Below are 18579 nucleotides of genomic sequence, written 5' to 3'. Positions count from 1 at the left end.
CCTGTCCGGCATTCTTAAAACCTACAGTATCTCGTCGATACTGATGCCCAGATCAATGAGCTGATCAAGCTGTGCTTCTGCAGGCGCATCAGTCATCAGACAACTGTGATTTTGTGTCTTCGGGAATGCAATAACGTCGCGGATATTGTCAATATCCATAAGCATCATGATGAGACGGTCAAGACCAAAGGCCAGACCTCCGTGCGGTGGTGTTCCATATTTCAGGGCCTCTAACAGAAATCCAAACTGTTTCCAGGCGTCCTCCATGGTAAATCCAAGGGCCTTGAACATTTTTTCCTGTACGTCCTGATTATGAATACGGATAGAGCCACCGCCCAGCTCAACGCCGTTTACGACCATATCATACGCATCGGCGTGTACCTGTGACGGGTCGGTTTCCAAAAGAGGAAGATCCTTATCCAACGGCGCGGTAAATGGGTGGTGCTTAGCTACATAGCGCCCTGCTTCCGCATCGTACTCGAGCAGCGGGAAATCGATAACCCATAGGAAATTAAACTTGCCGCTTAAATCAAATTCAAGTTTCTTAGCCAGTTCCAAACGCAGCTGACCAAGGGCAGTGCAGACAATCTCATCGGTATCCGCCACAATAAAAATCATATCGCCAGGCTCTGCGTCCATACGTTCAAAGATCGCATTTTTTTCTTCTTCAGAAATAAACTTGAGAATCGGTGATTTCATTTCTCCATCTGACACATCAATCCATGCCAGTCCTTTTGCTTTATAGATAGCTGCAAATTTTTCGAGATTTTTTATGGTCTTTTTGCTGAGTCTGCCCTGCGCGTTCTTCGCGTTAATGGCACGGACAGAGCCGCCCTTTTTAACTGCGCCTGAGAATACTTTAAATTCGCTGTTCGCAACGATATCGGAAATGTTTGTCAATTCCATCCCAAAACGGGTATCCGGCTTGTCTGAGCCAAAACGGTCCATTGCTTCCTGATAGGTCATTCTGATAAACGGGGTTTCCAGTTCAATGCCGCGGACTTCTCTGAAAATTTTAGCGATCATGTTTTCCATGATTGGCAGAATATCGTCTTTTGTGATAAAGGACATTTCCATGTCGATCTGGGTGAACTCTGGCTGACGGTCCTGACGGAGGTCTTCGTCACGGAAACATTTTGCAACCTGATAGTAACGGTCGACGCCAGAAATCATCAATATCTGCTTAAAAAGCTGCGGGCTCTGGGGCAGCCCAAAAAATTTCCCTTTTTGAACACGGGAGGGTACCAGGAAGTCTCGGGCGCCTTCCGGAGTCGGTTTACCTAAAATCGGTGTTTCAATTTCCAGAAAACCCTCGTCGTTTAAAAAGTTACGGGCAATGCTTGCAACCTGAGCTCTGATTTTTAACATTTTCTGGTTTTTAGGCTTGCGAAGGTCTAGATAACGGTATTTCAGACGGACAGCCTCATTGCTTTTGTCGTCGTCTTCCACATAAATCGGCGGAGTATCGGCAGTGTCGAGAATCGTCAGGCTTTTAACCATAACCTCAATTTCACCAGTTGCCATTTTTGGATTGACATTTTCTGAATCGCGGTTAACAACTTCCCCTTCAATACAGAGCACATATTCATTACGTACCTTTTCGGCTTCGGCAAAGGCTTCCACACTGACTTCTTCATTGACGACCAGCTGCACCTTGCCGCTACGGTCTCTCAAATCAATAAAGAGGACCCCTCCAAGATTTCTTCTGGTGTCTGTCCAGCCGCATAATTTGACGGTCTGTCCTACAAATTCCGTATTCAGTTCGCCGCAAAGGGCGTTTCTATAGGTGGTTTTCATCTTTCCTCCTGTTATGTTATCTATGCATATTTTAACTTTTTCATATCTTATTATTATATAAAAGGCGTCCCCTTTATGTCAAGTGTCTGGGCAGTTTTTCTGGGTTTTATCCTATATCTTTACACATTGAGACTAAACGACAATATTAAGTAATTATGAATAAAGTTATGCTATACTAATTTAAATAAGGATTTGAGAGGAACTTTCGATGCACCTGCAATATTATTTTGGCGATGACTTCAAACAATTTGAAGACTATCTTTCATCCATAGAACACACGGTTTTTGAATGTAAAAAAGATACGCCGCTCAGCGGTGTGGGCGCACCGCTGGATAAAGAGTACTATGTGCTGGAGGGTATGATCCGCACATCTTTTATTCATGAAAGCGGACATATCAAGGCTTTTGCTTTTTACGGTCCCTATACCTTCGCGCCTCTCTATTACCCCGGCGATTATAAAATTGAAGGCTCTCTTATCTTTACGGCTTCCACAGATCTCAGAGCCCTGGCCTTTGACCGTAAACTTCTGGGGCACTATCTGAATAAAAATCCAGAGCTTAATCAGGCCATGTATGACGCCTATATGCGGCTGGTAGTGCTGCTCATTGAGGACAACATCAACCAGCTTTTTTCTACAGGACTTGAAAAAATTGCCCATTTTTTGTACAGCGCTGTCACCAACAGCGGCAATCCGGTGGTTCTGATATCTCAGGACGATCTGGCAAACTTTGTGGGTATGAACCGGGCCAATGTGGCTAAATATTTGAAACAGCTGCGTGAGGAGAAAATTATTGAAACGGCCAGAAACCGAATCATCGTAAAAAACACTAAAAAACTACAGAATTACACCCATCACACCGATTGATTTTTGCATTTTCCCTTAAAAACTTATTATTTTAATGTTTTTATGGTTGTTATGTCTTTTAAAAGATATACAGCCTTTTTTATTGTGCTATAATTGACACATATTTGAAAACGTTGCAGGCCTGTTTTTCAAACGAATAAAAGAGAGGTGTTTTTCAATGAGTGATAACAAGAAACTGCAAGAAAAGCGAATCAAAAATTTCCATGATTTTTATAACAACCGGATTCCCGATCATGTACCTACTGGCTATATGATCTCACACTATCTGGTGGCAGAATACGGCGGACAGAATCTTTTTGACTATCAATATGATTACGGACGTTTGCGCGAGCCTGCCCTGTCACTGGATAAATGCATTATCTCAGATGTAACTCCTATTCTTCCATGCAGCCAGGTGCTTAACCGGCCGGCGGAGTTCTACCAGATTTTGGGCTCCCAGTCTTTTGTGATGGGAAAGAACGGCGTTGTCCAGCATCCTGAGGTCGTGGGTATGCAGTCTGATGAGTACCATTCCCTGATCGATAATCCGTTTTCCTTTTTGATGGAAACCGTTATTCCACGCCAATATAAAAATCTTGATCCCGCAGACGGGATCAAAACTGCTGCAACGATTATGAAGGCTCAGTCCAGTCTGGATAAATCAATCAACGCTTCACTGCCCTGGTTTATGGAAATTACGGAACAGGGCGGACACTATCCCGGTGCTCCGGCCGGCTCTTCCGGAATGACAGAAGCACCCTTTGATTTTATCGCCGATCAGCTCAGAAGCTTCAGCGGTGTGAGCATGGATATACGCCGCCACCGAAGCGAGCTCAAGGAAGCCTGCGAAGCACTGCTGCCGGTACTGTTTGAATGGGGACGCCCACAGGTTCCAAACGCTGAAGGGTCAGTCTTTATTCCATTGCACATGCCAACCTTTATGCGCGAAAAAGATTTTCTTGACCTATGGCTGCCGACCTTTAAAACCATGATTGAGCAGTACGCAGCACTTGGCGTACGCTGCAATATTTTCTGCGAGGATGACTGGACACGCTACCTGGATGTTTTGCAGGATTTCCCTGCCGGAACACAGATGTGGTTTGAATTCGGCAATCCTCAGCTGATTAAGGATAAGCTTGGCGACAAGATGATTATTCAGGGTCTTTTCCCTGTTTCTGCCCTCCGCGGCACCAAAGAGGATGTCGTAAGCAAAGCCAGAGAGCTGCTCGACATTATGATGCCAGGCGGCGGCTACTACTTCCACTTTGACAAAAACCCGTTTCTTCTGAACGAAGTCAACATTGATAACTGGACTGCCTTATCCGAAACAGTCGCGAAATACGGTGTCTACAAAAATGCCGGAGAATCCTGCGGCACACCGCTGAATGCAGAAGGCTTTGTCTTTGACCCAGGTAAATTCAGACCAATCGAGTCTAGATATCTGACTACCTGGGAGGCTTTTAAAACTGAAAACCCACTGGTTCCTGAAATTGCTAAAGGAAACCTGGCACAGCTCAACAGCGAGCTGATCAATTTTTTTATGTACCTTCTCGTCTAAGACGAGAAGGAGCCGCGAGACGAAGTCCCGCGGCTCTTATTTTTATATTTTAAACAGATACCCTAAAGGCTGTTAAACCAATCCTTAAGCTCCTGTTTTACCTCATCGGGCAAATCATACTTCCGAACGCCCTGAATCGCGCCTTCCAGTCCCATAAGCTTATGCAGACAGGAGTTGGGATCATTCTGCTTTAATCTTAAAAAAGCTTCCTTCGTTCCCGCTGCCCGTAGCTTTTCCGGGGTATCAATTCCGACTGCCTCCAGTTCTCCAGCAACCACTTTTCCAACATTCGGCAGCTTTTCCAATTGTGACATCGTTACACTTCCTTTCTCATCCAAGACATGGTATAGAATCCATTTTCAGGTGTATGTATAACGGCGTCCGGCATGACTTTCAGCTCTCCGGCAATACCAAGCTCCTGACAGGCCAGATCAAAATGGCACAGGGCAATACCAAGATCAATACGGTTCATGCTGCGCGGCGCCATACGGTAAAAGTGCGCGCCCTCAGGTGCAATGAGCACCCGCCACGGCTGGCAGTTTCTTGAGGATGGGGCCAGACGCACCATTTCAAGGGGAATGCCAAATTCACCTGCGCTTTTTAAGGTGAGCGGAATATTCCAGTTGTCTGTAAAAAAGATAGTCTCAAACGGCTTCCTGGAGCGCTGCTTGGTTACCCTGCTCATGGTTTTGGAAACCATGGACGGTTTGGCAGACGCCTGACCGACCGGCGATACAATGGGCAGCATTTCGTCTGCCTTCAGCTGAACTGCATCGGCAAAGGCACCTTTGTTAAAGGTTCCGCCGATCCAGCAGGTTCCCAATCCCAGCTGCGTGCTTTTAAGCACAACTTTTTCAAAGGCATATCCAATGGCTTCCTCCGCAAAATCACTCCGGTCACAGCATACAGCAAAAAATGCCTGCGCGTTTTTAATGACCCCATAAGTACCAAGTCGGTGGTTACCGGGGTATTCACCGCTTTTAATTAATTCTACTCTTATTCGTGCATCAAAGGGATGCTCTATGTGCCGCAGATAGTCCTGAAGCTGCCCTTCTGCTGCGTGGTGCATGGGACGCTTGCTATAGCTGCGTATTGAACGGCGGGCTTTCATTGCCTCAATTACCGATTTTTTCATCCTTACCACCTCTCCCTGGTATTCATCTTATCTGTGATACCAAGTATTGCTCTTAGGATACCACCAAACAGGGAAAATTTCAAGTTTTTAGGCTCCTGTTCTAGGTCAGCTTTAATGAAAAACGGCGCCACAACACAAAAAACCAGAGGACAGATGTCCCTGAAAACATAAGGATAGCACCAAAGCCTGGCGTTATGGCCCACTGAGCAATCCAGAAAGATGGCAATAAGCCAAAAACATATTTCCCGCTTCCTTTGAGCACAAAAGGGATTACCATACCAAACAGTATCAGACCCGAAAGCTTGCTGATTGCCATACCCTCCACTTTGTTGGAGGCGAGACTGATAATGAGCATGGCTGTCAGCATTCCCAAAACCGCAGACTGCAGGGACAGACCGGCCGTTATAAGGGCTGAATCAACCGAGAGCCTGAAAGCCGTTAGAACGCAAAAAGATACCAGCCCGGAAAGCACAGCGGGAAAAAACAGCCGTGACGCCAGATATCCTTTTTTACCAATTGGTGTAACGCAGAGATAGGCACTCATATGACTGTCAGCTTCGGTCAGAATAACCATAGCCGATACAAAGCAAAGCATGTAAGGAGTGAGCCCGGAAAGGAACAGATCCAGCAATAAATAATAGGGCCCAAGACCAAAGCCAAACCATTTTATAAACAATGGCTCCATCGCCGGAATCCCAAACCGGAAAAAAGCTCCGCAGAGCAGCGGGGCTGCGCAAACCATAACCAGCATCTTGTCCGCTGCAATCTGGCGAATAAAGTAACAAAACGAACGGTTCAGCGCTCTCATAACGTCACACCCCCAAGACGTCTGGTCATCTTTATATAAGCGGTTCGCGCCGCCAAAAATGCCATTGCCAGCCACAAAAGCAGGCTGAGAGCCGTCCAGTGAACACTGCCGCTTATGAGCTGATAAACCGCCACACCAGGGTGCAGACCGAGCAGCCAGGGCTGGTAACCAGCTACCCATAAAATCGCAGGGCCAAAAATCAGCAGCTCAACAGGAACCGTTACCAGTATAAACTGATTAAGCGTAGAAATTCTGGCGCCTGCCGTCAGGCCCACCATACTGAAAAGCATCGCGCCTGTAAATGTGCCGATACATAGAAGAGGCAGGCTCGGGCTGCCGCCTACCACACCCAGCACAGCCGCGGCCAAGGTGCCGATCAGTGACAGCGATAATGCCTTTGAAACAATATACTCCTCTGAGCGAACCGGTGAAACAGCCAGGGATTCCAGCACACGCTGGCTCCTTTCCAGAAGAATGACCGCACCCATAAAGAACAGCCCCAGCGCCGCAGGGTCAGAAAAAATAATTAATGCAGTGCCAGGCACCTTCCAATCCGGAGGCAATATAGACAACACGCCCGCATAGATCACAGTCAGAATCAGGTATAATCCATAAAAGCCGTATTTCCATTGCTGGCAGATGTCACCTTTTAAAAGACCTGCGATTCTCATTGCAGCGCCCTCCCTGTCATTTCAATAAAAATATCGTTGAGAGTCGGCTCACTGCTGTGTATAGACAGCAGGCGGTTGTTGCTGATCAGCCAGGCAAGCAAAATATCCTCGGACAGTGCCTCGAGAGGGCAGGATACACTTTTCTCCCCACCGTCCATATAAGAATAGGTAACTCTCGCAGCGCCTTTTGACATAATCAGACGGTGCGGCGTATCCACTGCTTTCATCTCGCCATCGACGATAAATGCGACTCGGTCGCAAAGCTCTGTGGCATCCTCCATATTGTGGGTCGTCAGTATAATCGCTTTTCCCTGACTACGCTGCTCTCTGATCAGAGTCTTCATACGGTTGCTGCTCACAGGGTCGAGGCCGCTTGTAGGTTCATCTAAAAACAGAATATCTGGATTATGACGGATAGCTTTGACGAAATTCAGGCGTGACTTCATCCCTTTTGAGAAAGCCGATACTTTTTTATCCCCGTCCTTTTCCAGCCCAACACTTTCTAAAAGCTTCTCAATCGGCAGCAGCGGACCTCTATAAAGAGAGCCAAAAAAGGCAAGGTTCTCACGTGCGGTCATTTTTTCATAAAAACTTGGAAACTCAAAATCCACCCCGATCTGCTCATAAAAGCTGTTGCCGTGATTCCGAACCTCTTTCCTGCTGACCACGGCGCTGCCGCTATAGCCGGGCAGAATACCAGTCAGGATTTTCTGCAGCGTGCTTTTCCCTGCGCCGGACGGCCCTAAAAAACCAAAAATCTCGCCTCTATCCACCTCAAAGCTGATTGACCTGATAAAGGGGACCTGCGTATAGCTAAAGCTTAGATTTTCTGCTTTAATCATTTTTTCTCCTCAAAAAGCTGAATTGACACACCGCGCAGCAACATTTTCAGCACATCGTCAAACATTGGGGCGCCAATCTCTCTTTTATGCAGCAGCAGTAAAAATACTGCTCTTAAAGCGGCGCTAAACAGCTCGAGATTTTTTCCCTCCGCTTCTGGCAGCATAGCTGCCAGCTGTTGGACGCTGAAATCATCCTGGGCCTGGTGCGCTGCTACCACTTCGTCGGGCAGCCTGCGCATGAGCAGTTCCAGATCGCCACTCACAATCATTGGCACAAGGACACTGTCGTCCGCCATTTTACAAAACCGAAAAAGCAGATCTGTCAATGCGTCTGGAGTCATATCGCCCTTCAATGCTCCAGCCGCTTTTAGAACCTCTGCCTTTACAGTATCGTGAAAGTCCATTATAACCTCAAAGAAAAGCATTTCCTTAGAAGGATAAAACAAATAAAAGGTACCTTTGGGAATGTTGACCCGTTGCACTAGCTCATCGACTGATGTCTTGCGCATTCCATACTGCTTAATGCATAAAACAGCTTCTTCATGAAGCCTTTTGCGGATATAAGCCCGCTCCTGATCTGAATAAGCCCTTGGCATTTTTAACCCTCTTTTTCTATTTGACTATTTTTATTTTATTAGTCAAATAATATCACTTATACTCGCCTGTGTCAAGAGAATAAAAAAGACCTGCCGCTTTTACCTGGGGCAGATCGTATAATATTTACAGCTCTTTATGCATCATCAGCCACTCATCTACATCAGAATAGCCAAGGCTTTTATAAAACTCGTGGGTTTCTGGTGCTCTCAGGGTCATTAGAATAATTTCCTCCACACCGTTCTTTTTTACATGCTCGGTCATTTCATCCAGAAGGCGGGTACCAATGCCCTTTCCCTTATGCTTGACATCTACACAGAACTCCTTAATTTGGAAGGCCATTTTAGTATCCTCGTACTCATAGTCACCCAAAATCATTCCGACGATGTACTCATGGTCATCGAGAGCTACCATGGCACTGGCACTGTTGTTGGAAAGCATAAGCTCCAGGCGTTTTTCCGCGCGCTCAGGCGTCCAGCAGTCCTTCCAGGGTGGTGTATTAAAGGCCTGGGAAAAAAGCTTTGAGGCTTCCTTCAAGTGTTTTTCTGTCATTTCAATAAAAATCATATTTATCACTTCCATTTTTATTTGTTTTATACCCTATCATTGAAAAAAGCTTCATACTGCGCCATCTTTTTTCCCATGATATTTTCTGTGCGCTCGTTGTAGGTCTTAACGTCTTTTACAGTAAAAATACGGTCAAAACGATCGGTCTCCGGTACATAAAGCTTACCGGAAGAACCCGCTCCAATACCGATAATGGACTGCTTTTCGGCCATCATGAGGATATTGTAAATGCCTTCTTTTCCCTCCAGACAGTAGCCAATATTTTCACCATTTCCCTGTGTGTATTTCTGACGGTACAGATAATAAGGCCGATACCCTTTGCGTCCCAGTTCCTTTTGAATATCGGCACAGAAAACCTTTGAATAAGGATTTTCTACCTGTCGGCCAGTGGCTGTTTTTATGGCGGAGCCTTTTTTGACAGCCAGACAATGTATTGTGATATTTTCAGGTCGCAAAGCGATGACCTGATCCAATGAGCTCATAAAGGCCTCTTCACTTTCGCGGTTCAGGCCTAAAATCAAATCCATATTTACACTCTCAAAACCCACATGGCGGATAGTGTCATATGCCTCTAAAATAGCCTGAGGCGGATAATTTCGGTTTACCGCCGTCAATGTATCTGCATTCATGGTCTGAGGATTAAGACAGACTCGATCTACACCGTGTGCTTTGAGTATTTCCAGTTTCCGGCGGTTTGTGGTTTCGGGCCGTCCGGCTTCAAAGGTGTATTCTCTGAGACAGTGCAGATCTAACGCCTCATCAAGAGCTGTCAACAATGTTTCCAGCTGTGTCTCATCCAAAATAGAGGGCGTTCCGCCGCCGATATACAGGGTATCGGCCACAATGCCTTTTTCTTTAAGATAATGCCCGGTCAGACGCACCTCATACAGCAGATTTTCCAGGTACTCTGCCACAATAGTCCGTTTTTTATCCGCAACGGTTGAGATAAAGGAGCAGTAGGCACATTTGGCAATGCACAGAGGAATTCCTACATATACGCTCACCTTCTTACGGCTCAGAGGATAAATAATCCCCATCTCTCTCTGAGCGATGCCAGTTATCAGCTCAATTTTACCTTCTGAAGCCTGGTATTTTTCCATCAGGTTCTGTTTTACCTGTATGGGTGACAACCCTTCTTTTAACAAGTTATGGGCCATTTTGACCGGCTTGATGCCAGTCATTGTTCCCCAGTCCAGAGTATGCCCGAATAATTCACACAGAAATAGATAAAGAAACCCTTTGAAGGATTGTTTATCCAGGGGTTTCTTTTGATAGTCATATTCTTTTTGCAGAACCACTTCGCCTTTTTCCACCGCTGTGAGCACCAGTGCCTCTCCGCTAAAATCTACGTCGATACGGTTCTCGAGCACCTTGTTAAAAACAACAGGAATCTCGGGCCTGAACTGCTGGTACAGCTCAAAGCAGGGATATTCATAAAGGCGGTCTGCCAGTGTAAAACTTAGTTTCTCCAAGGGTTAACCTCTGGCGATAAAAGGATTCCGCGCTCTCTCGTAGGCGATATCTGTATTTTCTCCATGACCTGGCAGTACGGTCATATCGTCATCGTAGGTCATGAGGCGGGTTAATGACTTCATCATATCTTCATAGCTTCCGCCTGGAAAATCGGTTCTTCCAATAGAGCCTTCAAACAGAGTATCTCCTGAAAAGATCACATCCTCGCCCACAAAGCAACAGCTCCCTACAGTGTGCCCCGGTGTATGAATAGTGGTCAGCTTAATATTCGGGCCGATTTCCACTTCATCCCCGTCATGAAGCAATACATCTGCCGGCCCGGGATTCATAGGCTGCCCTACCATAGTAGACAAATTTTTACCTGCCGACGTCAACGCATCTGCATCATCCGCATAAATATAGACCTTTGCTCCAGTCTGAGCTTTGGTTTTTTCCAGGCCGCCTATATGGTCAAAATGACCGTGAGTCAACAGAATTTTATCAACCGTTAAACCATGTTTTTCCACGGTTTCCATAATGCGGTCATCCTCAAAGCCCGGATCGATAATAACCGCGTCCTTTGTGTCCTCATCCCAGGCGATATAGCAGTTGGAGGCCATTGGACCTACCACTAATTTTACTATTTTCATCATAATTAATTCTCCTAAAACTGTTTTTCGCTGTCCAGCAAAAGGGTTACCGGACCGTCGTTGACAATGGATACCTCCATTTCTGCCTGAAACTCTCCAGTCTCTATTTTGGCGACTGGTTCCTTCCTCAGCTTTTCCAGAAAGAGCTCATACTTGGCCTTTGCCGCGTCCACAGGACCGCTTTTGGAAAAGCTCGGCCTGCGCCCTTTGCGGCAGTCGCCATAAAGGGTAAACTGCGAGACAACCAGCAGCTCGCCCCCCACGTCCATAAGTGAGAGGTTCATCTTTCCCTCATCATCCTCAAATACGCGCAGGTTTACGGTCTTCTGGATAATATAGTCCATATCCTTTTCTGTGTCGTCTTCCTTTATACCCAACAAGAGGTTAAAGCCACGGCCAATGGAGCCGATCACCTGGTCACCCACCTTGACTTCAGATGCTTTTACACGTTGAATAACTGCTCTCATATTCGCTCCTATACACGGTGAATACTGATAATTTCCGGTATTTTATTTAGATTTTTAATGAGGAGATTAAGTTCTCTCCTTGTCTTTACCTCAAAGGTCGCGGAGAAATAGTCGAACTCGCCCTTCTCATTTCTGGCGGTTAAGGCTGTCAGCGGGATATTCATCTCAAGGAAAATCTTAGAGATTTCAATAAGCAGACCCTGTTTTTCGCGGGCCTTAATCTGAATTTCAGCCGTAAAGCTGCCGCCAATGCCAAACTTGTTCCATTCAACATCGACAATACGGCTGGGATCTGTCATTCCCAGCACGTTAGGGCAATCGGTCCGGTGCACTGAGATCCCTCTGCCAACTGTTATATACCCCACAATTTTGTCTCCTGGCACAGGGTTACAGCATTTGGAAAAACGCACGTCGATTTCGTTGTGTCCTGCCACGATAACGCTGCTGTTAGATTTCTTGAGCTTAGCAGTCTTTTTAATAACCACTTCTTCCTCGGGCTCTGGGAACTCCTTGGGGAAAAGCATCCGCATTTTCTGCAAAACGGTGCCTATTTTCACACCGCTGTAGCCAATGGCAGCATAAAAATCGCTGAGGGTCTTATAACCCATTTTATCGCTGACCACTTCCAGCTCACTTGTGTTCAAAAGCTTTGTGTCCTGAAGGCCTTCGCGCTTGATTTCACGCTCCAGCATGGTCTTACCCTTGGCAATATTTTCTTCTTTTTCTTCTTTTTTAAAATACTGCCGTATTTTATTGCGGGCATGGGCACTCTTGGTAAAGTTGAGCCAGTCACGGCTTGGACCGTTTGAATTTTTGGAGGTCATAATCTCCACAATGTCCCCATTGTTCAGTGTATAATTAAGGGGGACAATTTTACCGTTAACCTTGGCGCCGACGCAGGAATTCCCCACGTCGCTGTGGATGCGATAGGCGAAATCCAGCGGACAGGAGCCCATTGGCAGCTCAACCACCTTGCCCTGCGGCGTAAATACATAGACCTCCTCATTGAGCAGATCTACCTTGATGGTTTCCACCAGATCGTTGGCGTTATCCAGCTCCTTCTGCCACTCAAGAATCTGGCGGAGCCAAGACATCTTATTTTCATACCGAAGCTCCTTGTTGCTGCTGTCGGTGATACCTTCTTTGTATTTCCAGTGCGCAGCAATCCCATACTCTGCTGTTTCATGCATTTCCTTGGTCCGGATCTGGATCTCGAAAGGATCGCCGTTTGGCCCGATAACCGTTGTATGAATCGACTGGTACATATTGGGTTTTGGCATTGCAATATAGTCCTTGAAGCGTCCGGGAATAGGCTTCCACTGAGTATGGACGATACCCAAAACACCGTAGCAGTCCTTTACGCTATCCACAATTACACGCACGGCGATAAGGTCATAGATCTCGTCAAAGTTACGGTTCTGAGCCTTCATTTTCCTGTAGATGGAGTAAAAATGCTTAGAGCGGCCATAAATTTTTGCTTCGATGCCTACTTCATCAATTTTTTTCTCCAAAATCTTAATGACCTTATTGATATATTCCTCGCGCGACTGCTTTTTCATCTTGACCTTTTTTACAAGGTCGTAGTAGCCGTCAGGGTCCAGATATTTCAGGGCAAGGTCTTCAAGCTCTGCCTTGATGGTCTGTATCCCCAGACGGTTAGCAATGGGTGCATATATATCCAGCGTTTCTCTGGATTTTTCAATCTGCTTGGACTCTTTCATATACTCCAGAGTCCGCATGTTGTGCAGACGGTCCACAAGCTTGATCAGAATAACGCGTATGTCCTTGGACATTGCGAGAACCATTTTGCGGAGGTTCTCAGCCTGGCTTTCTTCCTTTGACTGATACTCAATCTTACCGATTTTTGTAACGCCCTCAACCAAGTCAGCTACCTGCTCGTTGAACATCTCCTTAATATCATCGTAAGTATACGAGGTGTCCTCGATCACATCGTGCAAAATGGCAGCAACTATGGTTTCCGTATCCATCTTATACTCTGCTAAAATATACGCAACCGAAACAGGATGGATGATATAGGCCTCACCTGACAGACGCTTCTGGTCCTTATGGGCCCCGTCCGCCAAGTGGTACGCCTTTAAAATCATTTCAGTCTCTGCATCCGGATTGTTCTTTTTCACAAGTTCGATTAAGCTATCAATTTTATGTTCTATTGCTTCGTTCGCCATAGTTCTGTCCACCTTTATTTCTATAAGTGCCTACACTGGATAAAGAATGACCGAAGCTAAAAAGCCCCGGTCATTCTCAGCGTTTTATACCGGATACTGTACTAAGCTGGATACAAAATAATCTTTGAGATTTTCCCGACCCTTCAGCTCAGTCAGTTCTATTAAAAACAATGCGCCGCAGACTTCGCCGCCGAGCTTTTCTACCAGGTCGATCGCTGCCTTCATGGTTCCGCCTGTTGCCAGCAGGTCGTCAATAATAACCACACGGTCCCCTGGCTTGATGGCGTTTTTCTGAATTTCAACAGTGTTGGTGCCGTATTCAAGGTCATATTCCTCTGCCACAACCTCGCCTGGCAGCTTTCCGGGCTTGCGCACCGGAACCAGTCCCACGTTCAGGAGATAGGCCAGCGGCGTGCCGAAAATGTAGCCTCTTGCCTCTGGAATACAAACCAGATTAACGTCCAGCGCCTTGGCAATTTTATAAAATTCGTCAATAACAAATCTAAATGCCTCCGGATCGCGGATCAGGCTGTTAATATCCTTAAAACTGATTCCTTCCTTTGGAAAACCCTCAAAAATATCGATTTTGCTTTTAATATCCATTTCGTATCCTTCTCTTTTCTTATTAATCATTCATGATCAAGATATGTTCTTAATTTTACCATTAACGGCGCCTTTTGAATATCTTTTTTTCCATTTGACGCAAGAATTTCACAAAAAACCACACCCTTTTTCAGGCGGAAGCGGATAAGCTCTGACTCCTGAAGAATATTCAGGCCTGCCAACAGCTTAAAGACATTGAGTGTCTCAAATTTCCGAACGATCTGATCAACTGCTGCTCCTTTTAATTGCACCTGGCGCATCAGGGTATAGATCAGCTTCATATCCTCCCGTGTGAGGTTCATAGCTTCACGGTCAAGGGCTGTCAATCCAAGCTCCGGCAGTTCTGCCGCCGGCGCTTTTTTAATCTGCTCAACCAGATCGTAAGCAGACTGATTGTGGTAAAAAGGCGACCGTTTAATATCTTTTAATAATAATTGTACGCTTTTTTTGTCTCGAAAGCAATTAATTTCTGGTTTACATAGGATAGAAAATTGACCATCCGTTCCATCGTCGAGAGCTGAGCCCATTCCAAAGCCCACGCAGCGGTAGGGCGGTACCGAAAACATGAGATGTGTTTTATCACTTCCCATTTTCCTGGCGTCCTGCGGCTTCAACCCCTCCATTAAAAATACCGGTCCAGGATTTCCCACGCCGTAGGGTTCAAACTGATCCAGCTCCTCGACCAGGGCCTCACTCACATCGCCTATTCCCATAACACTGTCATAATACATTGTCTTGGTCAAAAGACGGTCGATTCCTTTCTCTGCCGCATAGACATTGACCTTTTCAGCAAATGCGGAAATGTCTTCTTCCAGAATACTCAGTCCTGCCGCCTGTTCATGTCCCCCAAAAGTTGTAAAAAACTCTGAGCAGCTCTGAAGTGCCTCAAAAATATTAAAGCCCTCCACACTCCGGCAAGAGCCCTTGCCCATTCCCTTTTCATCAATACCGATAACAACAACAGGGTGGTACCAGATTTCCTGAAGCTTGCTGGCTACAATACCGATAACACCGGGATGCCAGCCGTCCCCAGCCACTACCATAATGCCCTGCTCGTCAAGACGCTGCTGTTCTACCTGCGCTTTGGCCAGCTCTAGAATTTCCTGCTCAATGTCCTGTCGTTTTCGGTTTTCCATGCTCAGGTATGCCGCGATTTCTGAAGCCTGGGCTTCCTCCTCTGTCAGATAGAGCTCGACCACCTTACCAGCCTCACCCAGACGGCCTGCTGCATTGATCTTCGGCGCTATGACAAATCCAATATTCCCGGCATTTACCCGCTTAAGCTCACTGACCTCTATCAAGGCCTGAATCCCTAAATTGGCTGGACTGGTGTTCAGATAATCAATGCCTAGAGAGGCGATGATACGGTTCTCGCTTTTCAAAGGAACAATATCGGCCACAGTGGCAATAGCGGCACATTCGATATATTCCTGCAAGTCCGTGTCCAGTTCCAATACGCAGTCCAAAGCCATCACCATCTTCAGAGCAATACCTGCGCCGCAGAGCTCTGAAAAGGGATAATCTGAGTCATCCCGCTTCGCGTCCACAACCGCCAGTGCCCTGGGGACTTCTCCCTGACACTCGTGGTGGTCCGTGACAATCACATCAATCCCCTGTTCATTACAGAAGTCCACTTGCTCATGGGCGGCAATGCCATTGTCCACACTTACGATCAGGCTGGCGCCTGCCTCGATGACTGCCTCAAGCGCAGGGATATTCATGCCATATCCCTCCTCCAGACGGTTCGGTATCCGGTAAAAGGCTTCGATTCCAATGGTTTTAAAATAGCGCATCAGAATAGCGACAGCCGTGGTACCGTCCGCATCATAATCACCGTAAATGCAGACTTTTTCCCCATGCTCTCTGGCCGCAAGCAGCCGGTGCACAGCCTTCTGCATGTCTGGCAGTCCAAAGGGATCATAAAAATCCGAGAAGTCCGGGTCCAGATAGGCCATGGCCTTATCCGCAGTGTCATATCCCCGCTTAACCAGCAGTCTGGCTGACAGAGGCGTCAGGCCACATTCCTCCATCAGCTCCCCGACTGCCTCAGGATTGGCTTCTGTTTTACTTTTTCGTTCTTTCCAAATTGTGTTTACCATTTGCTTCCTCTATATAAAGAAACCGGCTGCTCAACCGTGCAGCCGGCTTCTGGTTTCTTACGCTTATACCTGCGGCTGTTTATTTCTACCCTTATTGGTATTTGAAACCGCTCTTTTCTTATTCTTTTTATTGCTTTTGGAGTTGGGGAATCGTTTCTGAAACTGTACCCACAATGGACTGGCTACAAATATTGATGAGTAGCAGCCGCTGACGATCCCGACGATCAACGGCAGGGCAAAGCTTCTGATGGCCTCAACACCAAAGATATACAGGGCCAGAATAGCCAGAAGTGTTGTCACAACAGTGTTGATGCTTCGCTTCAGGGTCTGTGAGACACTCACGTTAACCAGCTCGTTAATGTCGCGCATGCCAATACGCGTTTCATTTTCACGGATACGGTCAAACACAACGATGGTATCATTGATGGAGTATCCCAAAATGGTCAGAATGGCCGCAATAAAGGGCGCGTTAACCTGAATCTGGAACAGAGCGTAAACCCCGATAACAATGGTAATATCGTAAAGCAGCGCAATGATGGCTGAGAGTCCGAAATAAAACTCGAACCGGAAGGTAATATAGATCAGCATAAGCAGAACCGCTACAGCCGATGCGATGACTGCATTGCGCGCTGTCTCAGAGCCAACTGTGGCTGTGACCGTATCAACTGAGATCAGGTCACTATCCTGAAGGCTGTATTTATCTTTAAACTGATTAAACAGCTCCTTGCGCTGATCAGTGTCAAGGCTTTCCTTGGTACTGATAACAATACGGTCCTGTTCGTCACCTGCGTATGTTATTTCGGCACTCTTGTCATACTGGTCTGTAATCTGACGTGCGTCATCGGTATTGAACTGTGTATGCAGATCAATGGTGACAATGGTACCGCCTACAAAATCGATCCCAAAATTCAAACCTCTTACAAGCAGGGAACCTACGCTGATAAGAACCAGAACGATTGCGATGCTGAACCAGATTTTACTTTTTTCAACTAGTTTTAATGTCTTCATCCTTCTGCTCCCTCCTAGATCCCGTAGAACTTGCCGCTACCGAACAGATGTGTACCAATGACCAGCTTGGTCAGATGCTTGGTAATAATAACGGCTGTCAGTAAGCTCACAATAATACCGAGAATCAGCGTTACAGCAAAGCCCTGAACGCTGCCGCTGCCCATAAAGAACAGTACAAATCCCGCAATCAGTGTCGTAACGTTGGAGTCGATAATCGTGCCCATGGCCCGTTTAAAGCCAGCGTCAATGGCGGCATTGATGGATTTTCCTGAGCGTGACTCGTCTTTAATACGTTCAAAAATAATGACATTGGCATCGACAGCCATCCCCACGGAAAGAATAATACCGGCAATCCCCGGCAGAGTCAGTGTAACATTGGCAAAAACCATCAAAATCAAATCAAGCATAATATAGATAATCAGAGCCAGGTCTGCAATAAAGCCAAGCCCCCTGTACATAACAAGCATAAACAGGAGAACTGCCGCAATACCGATGGCGCCGGCGATCAGACTCTGATTCAGGGAATCCTGGCCAAGGGTCGGCCCGATGGTTGTTACTTCGATTGGGCTCAGCTTAACTGGCAGCGCGCCGCCGCGGATGAGCTCAGCCAGATTTCCGGCCTCTTCCATATCTGCCATCCCCTCGATAACGGCCTCGCCATTGGTAATCGCCACGTTAACCTTTGGACTGCTGATAACTTCCTCATCAAGCTTGATAGATATCTGCTGGTTCAGGTATTTTTGTGTCGCGTCGGCAAAAAGCTGAGTGCCTTCGTCGTTAAATTTCAGGGTAACAACAGCTTCTTCCAAGCCGCTGCTCGATTTCTGCTGAACTGCTTTAGAATCCACAACGTCCTTACCGGTCAGAATGACCTCGCCGTCCGGGCCCACAAATTCCAGCTGGGCAGTTTTACCGATCATATCCAGAGCCTGCTGCTGGTCCTGTACCGACGGGATGGACACACGTATACGGTCTTCACCCTGTTTCGAAACCTGGGCTTCGCTGACGCCCATAGAGTCCACACGTTTTTTTATGGCAGCTACGGTACTGTCCATTTTTTCAGACGTAATACCGCTGTCGTCTGTCGCTTCAGCCTGAAGTACAACATTTACCCCACCGGTCAGGTCCAGCCCATAGTGCACATGGTCCCCGATTTTTCCAATATCATAAATTCCCACGCTGAGGCCATGAAACAGAGTGTAGCCACAAAACGCAAGAATCGCAATAAAAATAACCAGTGTGATGGTCTTTTTTGTATTAACCTTTTCTTTCACACACTTTCCTCCTCTACTTAACCA

At 46.6% G+C, this 18579-nt stretch carries 18 protein-coding genes; 2 read left to right on the top strand and 16 right to left on the bottom strand.

Going from position 1 to position 18579, the window contains the following annotated elements; all coding sequences use genetic code 11:
• Positions 1 to 21: 21 nt before the first annotated feature.
• Positions 22 to 1797: an aspartate--tRNA ligase gene (gene aspS, locus DW091_RS03660; RefSeq protein ID WP_058695364.1), complete on the bottom strand. Its 1776-nt coding sequence runs from the start codon at positions 1795 to 1797 to the stop codon at positions 22 to 24.
• A 208-nt stretch (positions 1798 to 2005) separates the two neighbouring features.
• On the opposite strand from aspS, the gene DW091_RS03655 reads away from it, so the two are divergent.
• Complete coding sequence (locus tag DW091_RS03655; protein WP_118517417.1) at positions 2006 to 2662, top strand: Crp/Fnr family transcriptional regulator; 657 nt, start codon at positions 2006 to 2008, stop codon at positions 2660 to 2662.
• A gap of 157 nt (positions 2663 to 2819) precedes the next feature.
• The gene (locus DW091_RS03650) at positions 2820 to 4199 is read left to right on the top strand and encodes a uroporphyrinogen decarboxylase family protein (protein ID WP_118517416.1); all 1380 of its coding nucleotides are present in this window, start codon (positions 2820 to 2822) and stop codon (positions 4197 to 4199) included.
• A 62-nt stretch (positions 4200 to 4261) separates the two neighbouring features.
• On the opposite strand, the gene DW091_RS03645 is transcribed toward DW091_RS03650, so the two are convergent.
• The 15 genes from DW091_RS03645 to secD all read right to left on the bottom strand — a co-directional run bounded on the left by DW091_RS03645 (position 4262) and on the right by secD (position 18555).
• Positions 4262 to 4513, bottom strand: coding sequence for a TfoX/Sxy family protein (locus tag DW091_RS03645; protein WP_118517415.1), 252 nt, complete (start codon positions 4511 to 4513; stop codon positions 4262 to 4264).
• 2 nt (positions 4514 to 4515) lie between these two features.
• Complete coding sequence (locus tag DW091_RS03640) at positions 4516 to 5334, bottom strand: nitroreductase family protein (RefSeq protein ID WP_118517414.1); 819 nt, start codon at positions 5332 to 5334, stop codon at positions 4516 to 4518.
• Positions 5335 to 5434: 100 nt separating this feature from the next.
• Positions 5435 to 6142 (bottom strand): hypothetical protein, encoded by a 708-nt coding sequence (locus DW091_RS03635; protein ID WP_118517413.1) that lies wholly within the window; start codon positions 6140 to 6142, stop codon positions 5435 to 5437.
• Positions 6139 to 6813 carry an ABC transporter permease gene (locus DW091_RS03630; RefSeq protein WP_118517412.1) on the bottom strand — a complete coding sequence of 225 codons (675 nt, stop codon included), beginning with the start codon at positions 6811 to 6813 and terminating at the stop codon, positions 6139 to 6141. Before DW091_RS03630 ends, DW091_RS03635 begins: the two co-directional genes overlap by 4 nt.
• Positions 6810 to 7655 (bottom strand): ABC transporter ATP-binding protein, encoded by an 846-nt coding sequence (locus DW091_RS03625; protein ID WP_118517411.1) that lies wholly within the window; start codon positions 7653 to 7655, stop codon positions 6810 to 6812. The genes DW091_RS03630 and DW091_RS03625 overlap by 4 nt, the downstream gene beginning before the upstream one ends.
• Positions 7652 to 8251, bottom strand: a complete 600-nt coding sequence (locus DW091_RS03620) for a TetR/AcrR family transcriptional regulator (RefSeq protein ID WP_118517410.1) — start codon at positions 8249 to 8251, stop codon at positions 7652 to 7654. The genes DW091_RS03625 and DW091_RS03620 overlap by 4 nt, the downstream gene beginning before the upstream one ends.
• 124 nt (positions 8252 to 8375) lie before the next feature.
• The gene (locus DW091_RS03615) at positions 8376 to 8816 is read right to left on the bottom strand and encodes a GNAT family N-acetyltransferase (protein WP_058695373.1); all 441 of its coding nucleotides are present in this window, start codon (positions 8814 to 8816) and stop codon (positions 8376 to 8378) included.
• A gap of 26 nt (positions 8817 to 8842) precedes the next feature.
• The gene (hemZ, locus tag DW091_RS03610; protein ID WP_058695374.1) at positions 8843 to 10288 is read right to left on the bottom strand and encodes a coproporphyrinogen dehydrogenase HemZ; all 1446 of its coding nucleotides are present in this window, start codon (positions 10286 to 10288) and stop codon (positions 8843 to 8845) included.
• A 3-nt stretch (positions 10289 to 10291) separates the two neighbouring features.
• On the bottom strand, positions 10292 to 10921 hold the full coding sequence (locus tag DW091_RS03605; protein ID WP_083337039.1) for an MBL fold metallo-hydrolase: 630 nt from the start codon (positions 10919 to 10921) through the stop codon (positions 10292 to 10294).
• Between the two features lie 11 nt (positions 10922 to 10932).
• The gene (gene dtd, locus DW091_RS03600) at positions 10933 to 11385 is read right to left on the bottom strand and encodes a D-aminoacyl-tRNA deacylase (RefSeq protein ID WP_074616688.1); all 453 of its coding nucleotides are present in this window, start codon (positions 11383 to 11385) and stop codon (positions 10933 to 10935) included.
• Between the two features lie 8 nt (positions 11386 to 11393).
• Positions 11394 to 13571 carry a bifunctional (p)ppGpp synthetase/guanosine-3',5'-bis(diphosphate) 3'-pyrophosphohydrolase gene (locus DW091_RS03595; RefSeq protein ID WP_074616687.1) on the bottom strand — a complete coding sequence of 726 codons (2178 nt, stop codon included), beginning with the start codon at positions 13569 to 13571 and terminating at the stop codon, positions 11394 to 11396.
• Positions 13572 to 13655: 84 nt separating this feature from the next.
• Positions 13656 to 14174: an adenine phosphoribosyltransferase gene (locus tag DW091_RS03590; RefSeq protein ID WP_058695377.1), complete on the bottom strand. Its 519-nt coding sequence runs from the start codon at positions 14172 to 14174 to the stop codon at positions 13656 to 13658.
• Positions 14175 to 14200: 26 nt separating this feature from the next.
• Entirely contained in the window at positions 14201 to 16273 is a 2073-nt protein-coding gene (recJ, locus tag DW091_RS03585) for a single-stranded-DNA-specific exonuclease RecJ (RefSeq protein ID WP_118517409.1), read from the bottom strand.
• Between the two features lie 63 nt (positions 16274 to 16336).
• On the bottom strand, positions 16337 to 17281 hold the full coding sequence (gene secF / locus DW091_RS03580; protein WP_058695379.1) for a protein translocase subunit SecF: 945 nt from the start codon (positions 17279 to 17281) through the stop codon (positions 16337 to 16339).
• A 14-nt stretch (positions 17282 to 17295) separates the two neighbouring features.
• Complete coding sequence (secD, locus tag DW091_RS03575; protein ID WP_058695380.1) at positions 17296 to 18555, bottom strand: protein translocase subunit SecD; 1260 nt, start codon at positions 18553 to 18555, stop codon at positions 17296 to 17298.
• Positions 18556 to 18579: the final 24 nt, after the last annotated feature.

This window comes from Eubacterium sp. AM05-23 (assembly GCF_003477535.1).
GTDB lineage: Bacteria > Bacillota > Clostridia > Eubacteriales > Eubacteriaceae > Eubacterium > Eubacterium maltosivorans.
The sequence above is the reverse complement of the archived record's forward strand: the minus strand, read 5'-3'. Positions and strand labels throughout refer to the sequence as shown.

Excerpts from the sequence above, each read along its gene's own strand:
- aspS (WP_058695364.1), bottom strand. The coding sequence starts at position 1,797 with ATGAAAACCACCTATAGAAACGCCCTTTGCGGCGAACTGAATACGGAA.
- DW091_RS03655 (WP_118517417.1), top strand. The coding sequence starts at position 2,006 with ATGCACCTGCAATATTATTTTGGCGATGACTTCAAACAATTTGAAGAC.
- DW091_RS03650 (WP_118517416.1), top strand. The coding sequence starts at position 2,820 with ATGAGTGATAACAAGAAACTGCAAGAAAAGCGAATCAAAAATTTCCAT.
- DW091_RS03645 (WP_118517415.1), bottom strand. The coding sequence starts at position 4,513 with ATGTCACAATTGGAAAAGCTGCCGAATGTTGGAAAAGTGGTTGCTGGA.
- DW091_RS03640 (WP_118517414.1), bottom strand. The coding sequence starts at position 5,334 with ATGAAAAAATCGGTAATTGAGGCAATGAAAGCCCGCCGTTCAATACGC.
- DW091_RS03635 (WP_118517413.1), bottom strand. The coding sequence starts at position 6,142 with ATGAGAGCGCTGAACCGTTCGTTTTGTTACTTTATTCGCCAGATTGCA.
- DW091_RS03630 (WP_118517412.1), bottom strand. The coding sequence starts at position 6,813 with ATGAGAATCGCAGGTCTTTTAAAAGGTGACATCTGCCAGCAATGGAAA.
- DW091_RS03625 (WP_118517411.1), bottom strand. The coding sequence starts at position 7,655 with ATGATTAAAGCAGAAAATCTAAGCTTTAGCTATACGCAGGTCCCCTTT.
- DW091_RS03620 (WP_118517410.1), bottom strand. The coding sequence starts at position 8,251 with ATGCCAAGGGCTTATTCAGATCAGGAGCGGGCTTATATCCGCAAAAGG.
- DW091_RS03615 (WP_058695373.1), bottom strand. The coding sequence starts at position 8,816 with ATGATTTTTATTGAAATGACAGAAAAACACTTGAAGGAAGCCTCAAAG.
- DW091_RS03605 (WP_083337039.1), bottom strand. The coding sequence starts at position 10,921 with ATGATGAAAATAGTAAAATTAGTGGTAGGTCCAATGGCCTCCAACTGC.
- dtd (WP_074616688.1), bottom strand. The coding sequence starts at position 11,385 with ATGAGAGCAGTTATTCAACGTGTAAAAGCATCTGAAGTCAAGGTGGGT.
- DW091_RS03595 (WP_074616687.1), bottom strand. The coding sequence starts at position 13,571 with ATGGCGAACGAAGCAATAGAACATAAAATTGATAGCTTAATCGAACTT.
- DW091_RS03590 (WP_058695377.1), bottom strand. The coding sequence starts at position 14,174 with ATGGATATTAAAAGCAAAATCGATATTTTTGAGGGTTTTCCAAAGGAA.
- recJ (WP_118517409.1), bottom strand. The coding sequence starts at position 16,273 with ATGGTAAACACAATTTGGAAAGAACGAAAAAGTAAAACAGAAGCCAAT.
- secF (WP_058695379.1), bottom strand. The coding sequence starts at position 17,281 with ATGAAGACATTAAAACTAGTTGAAAAAAGTAAAATCTGGTTCAGCATC.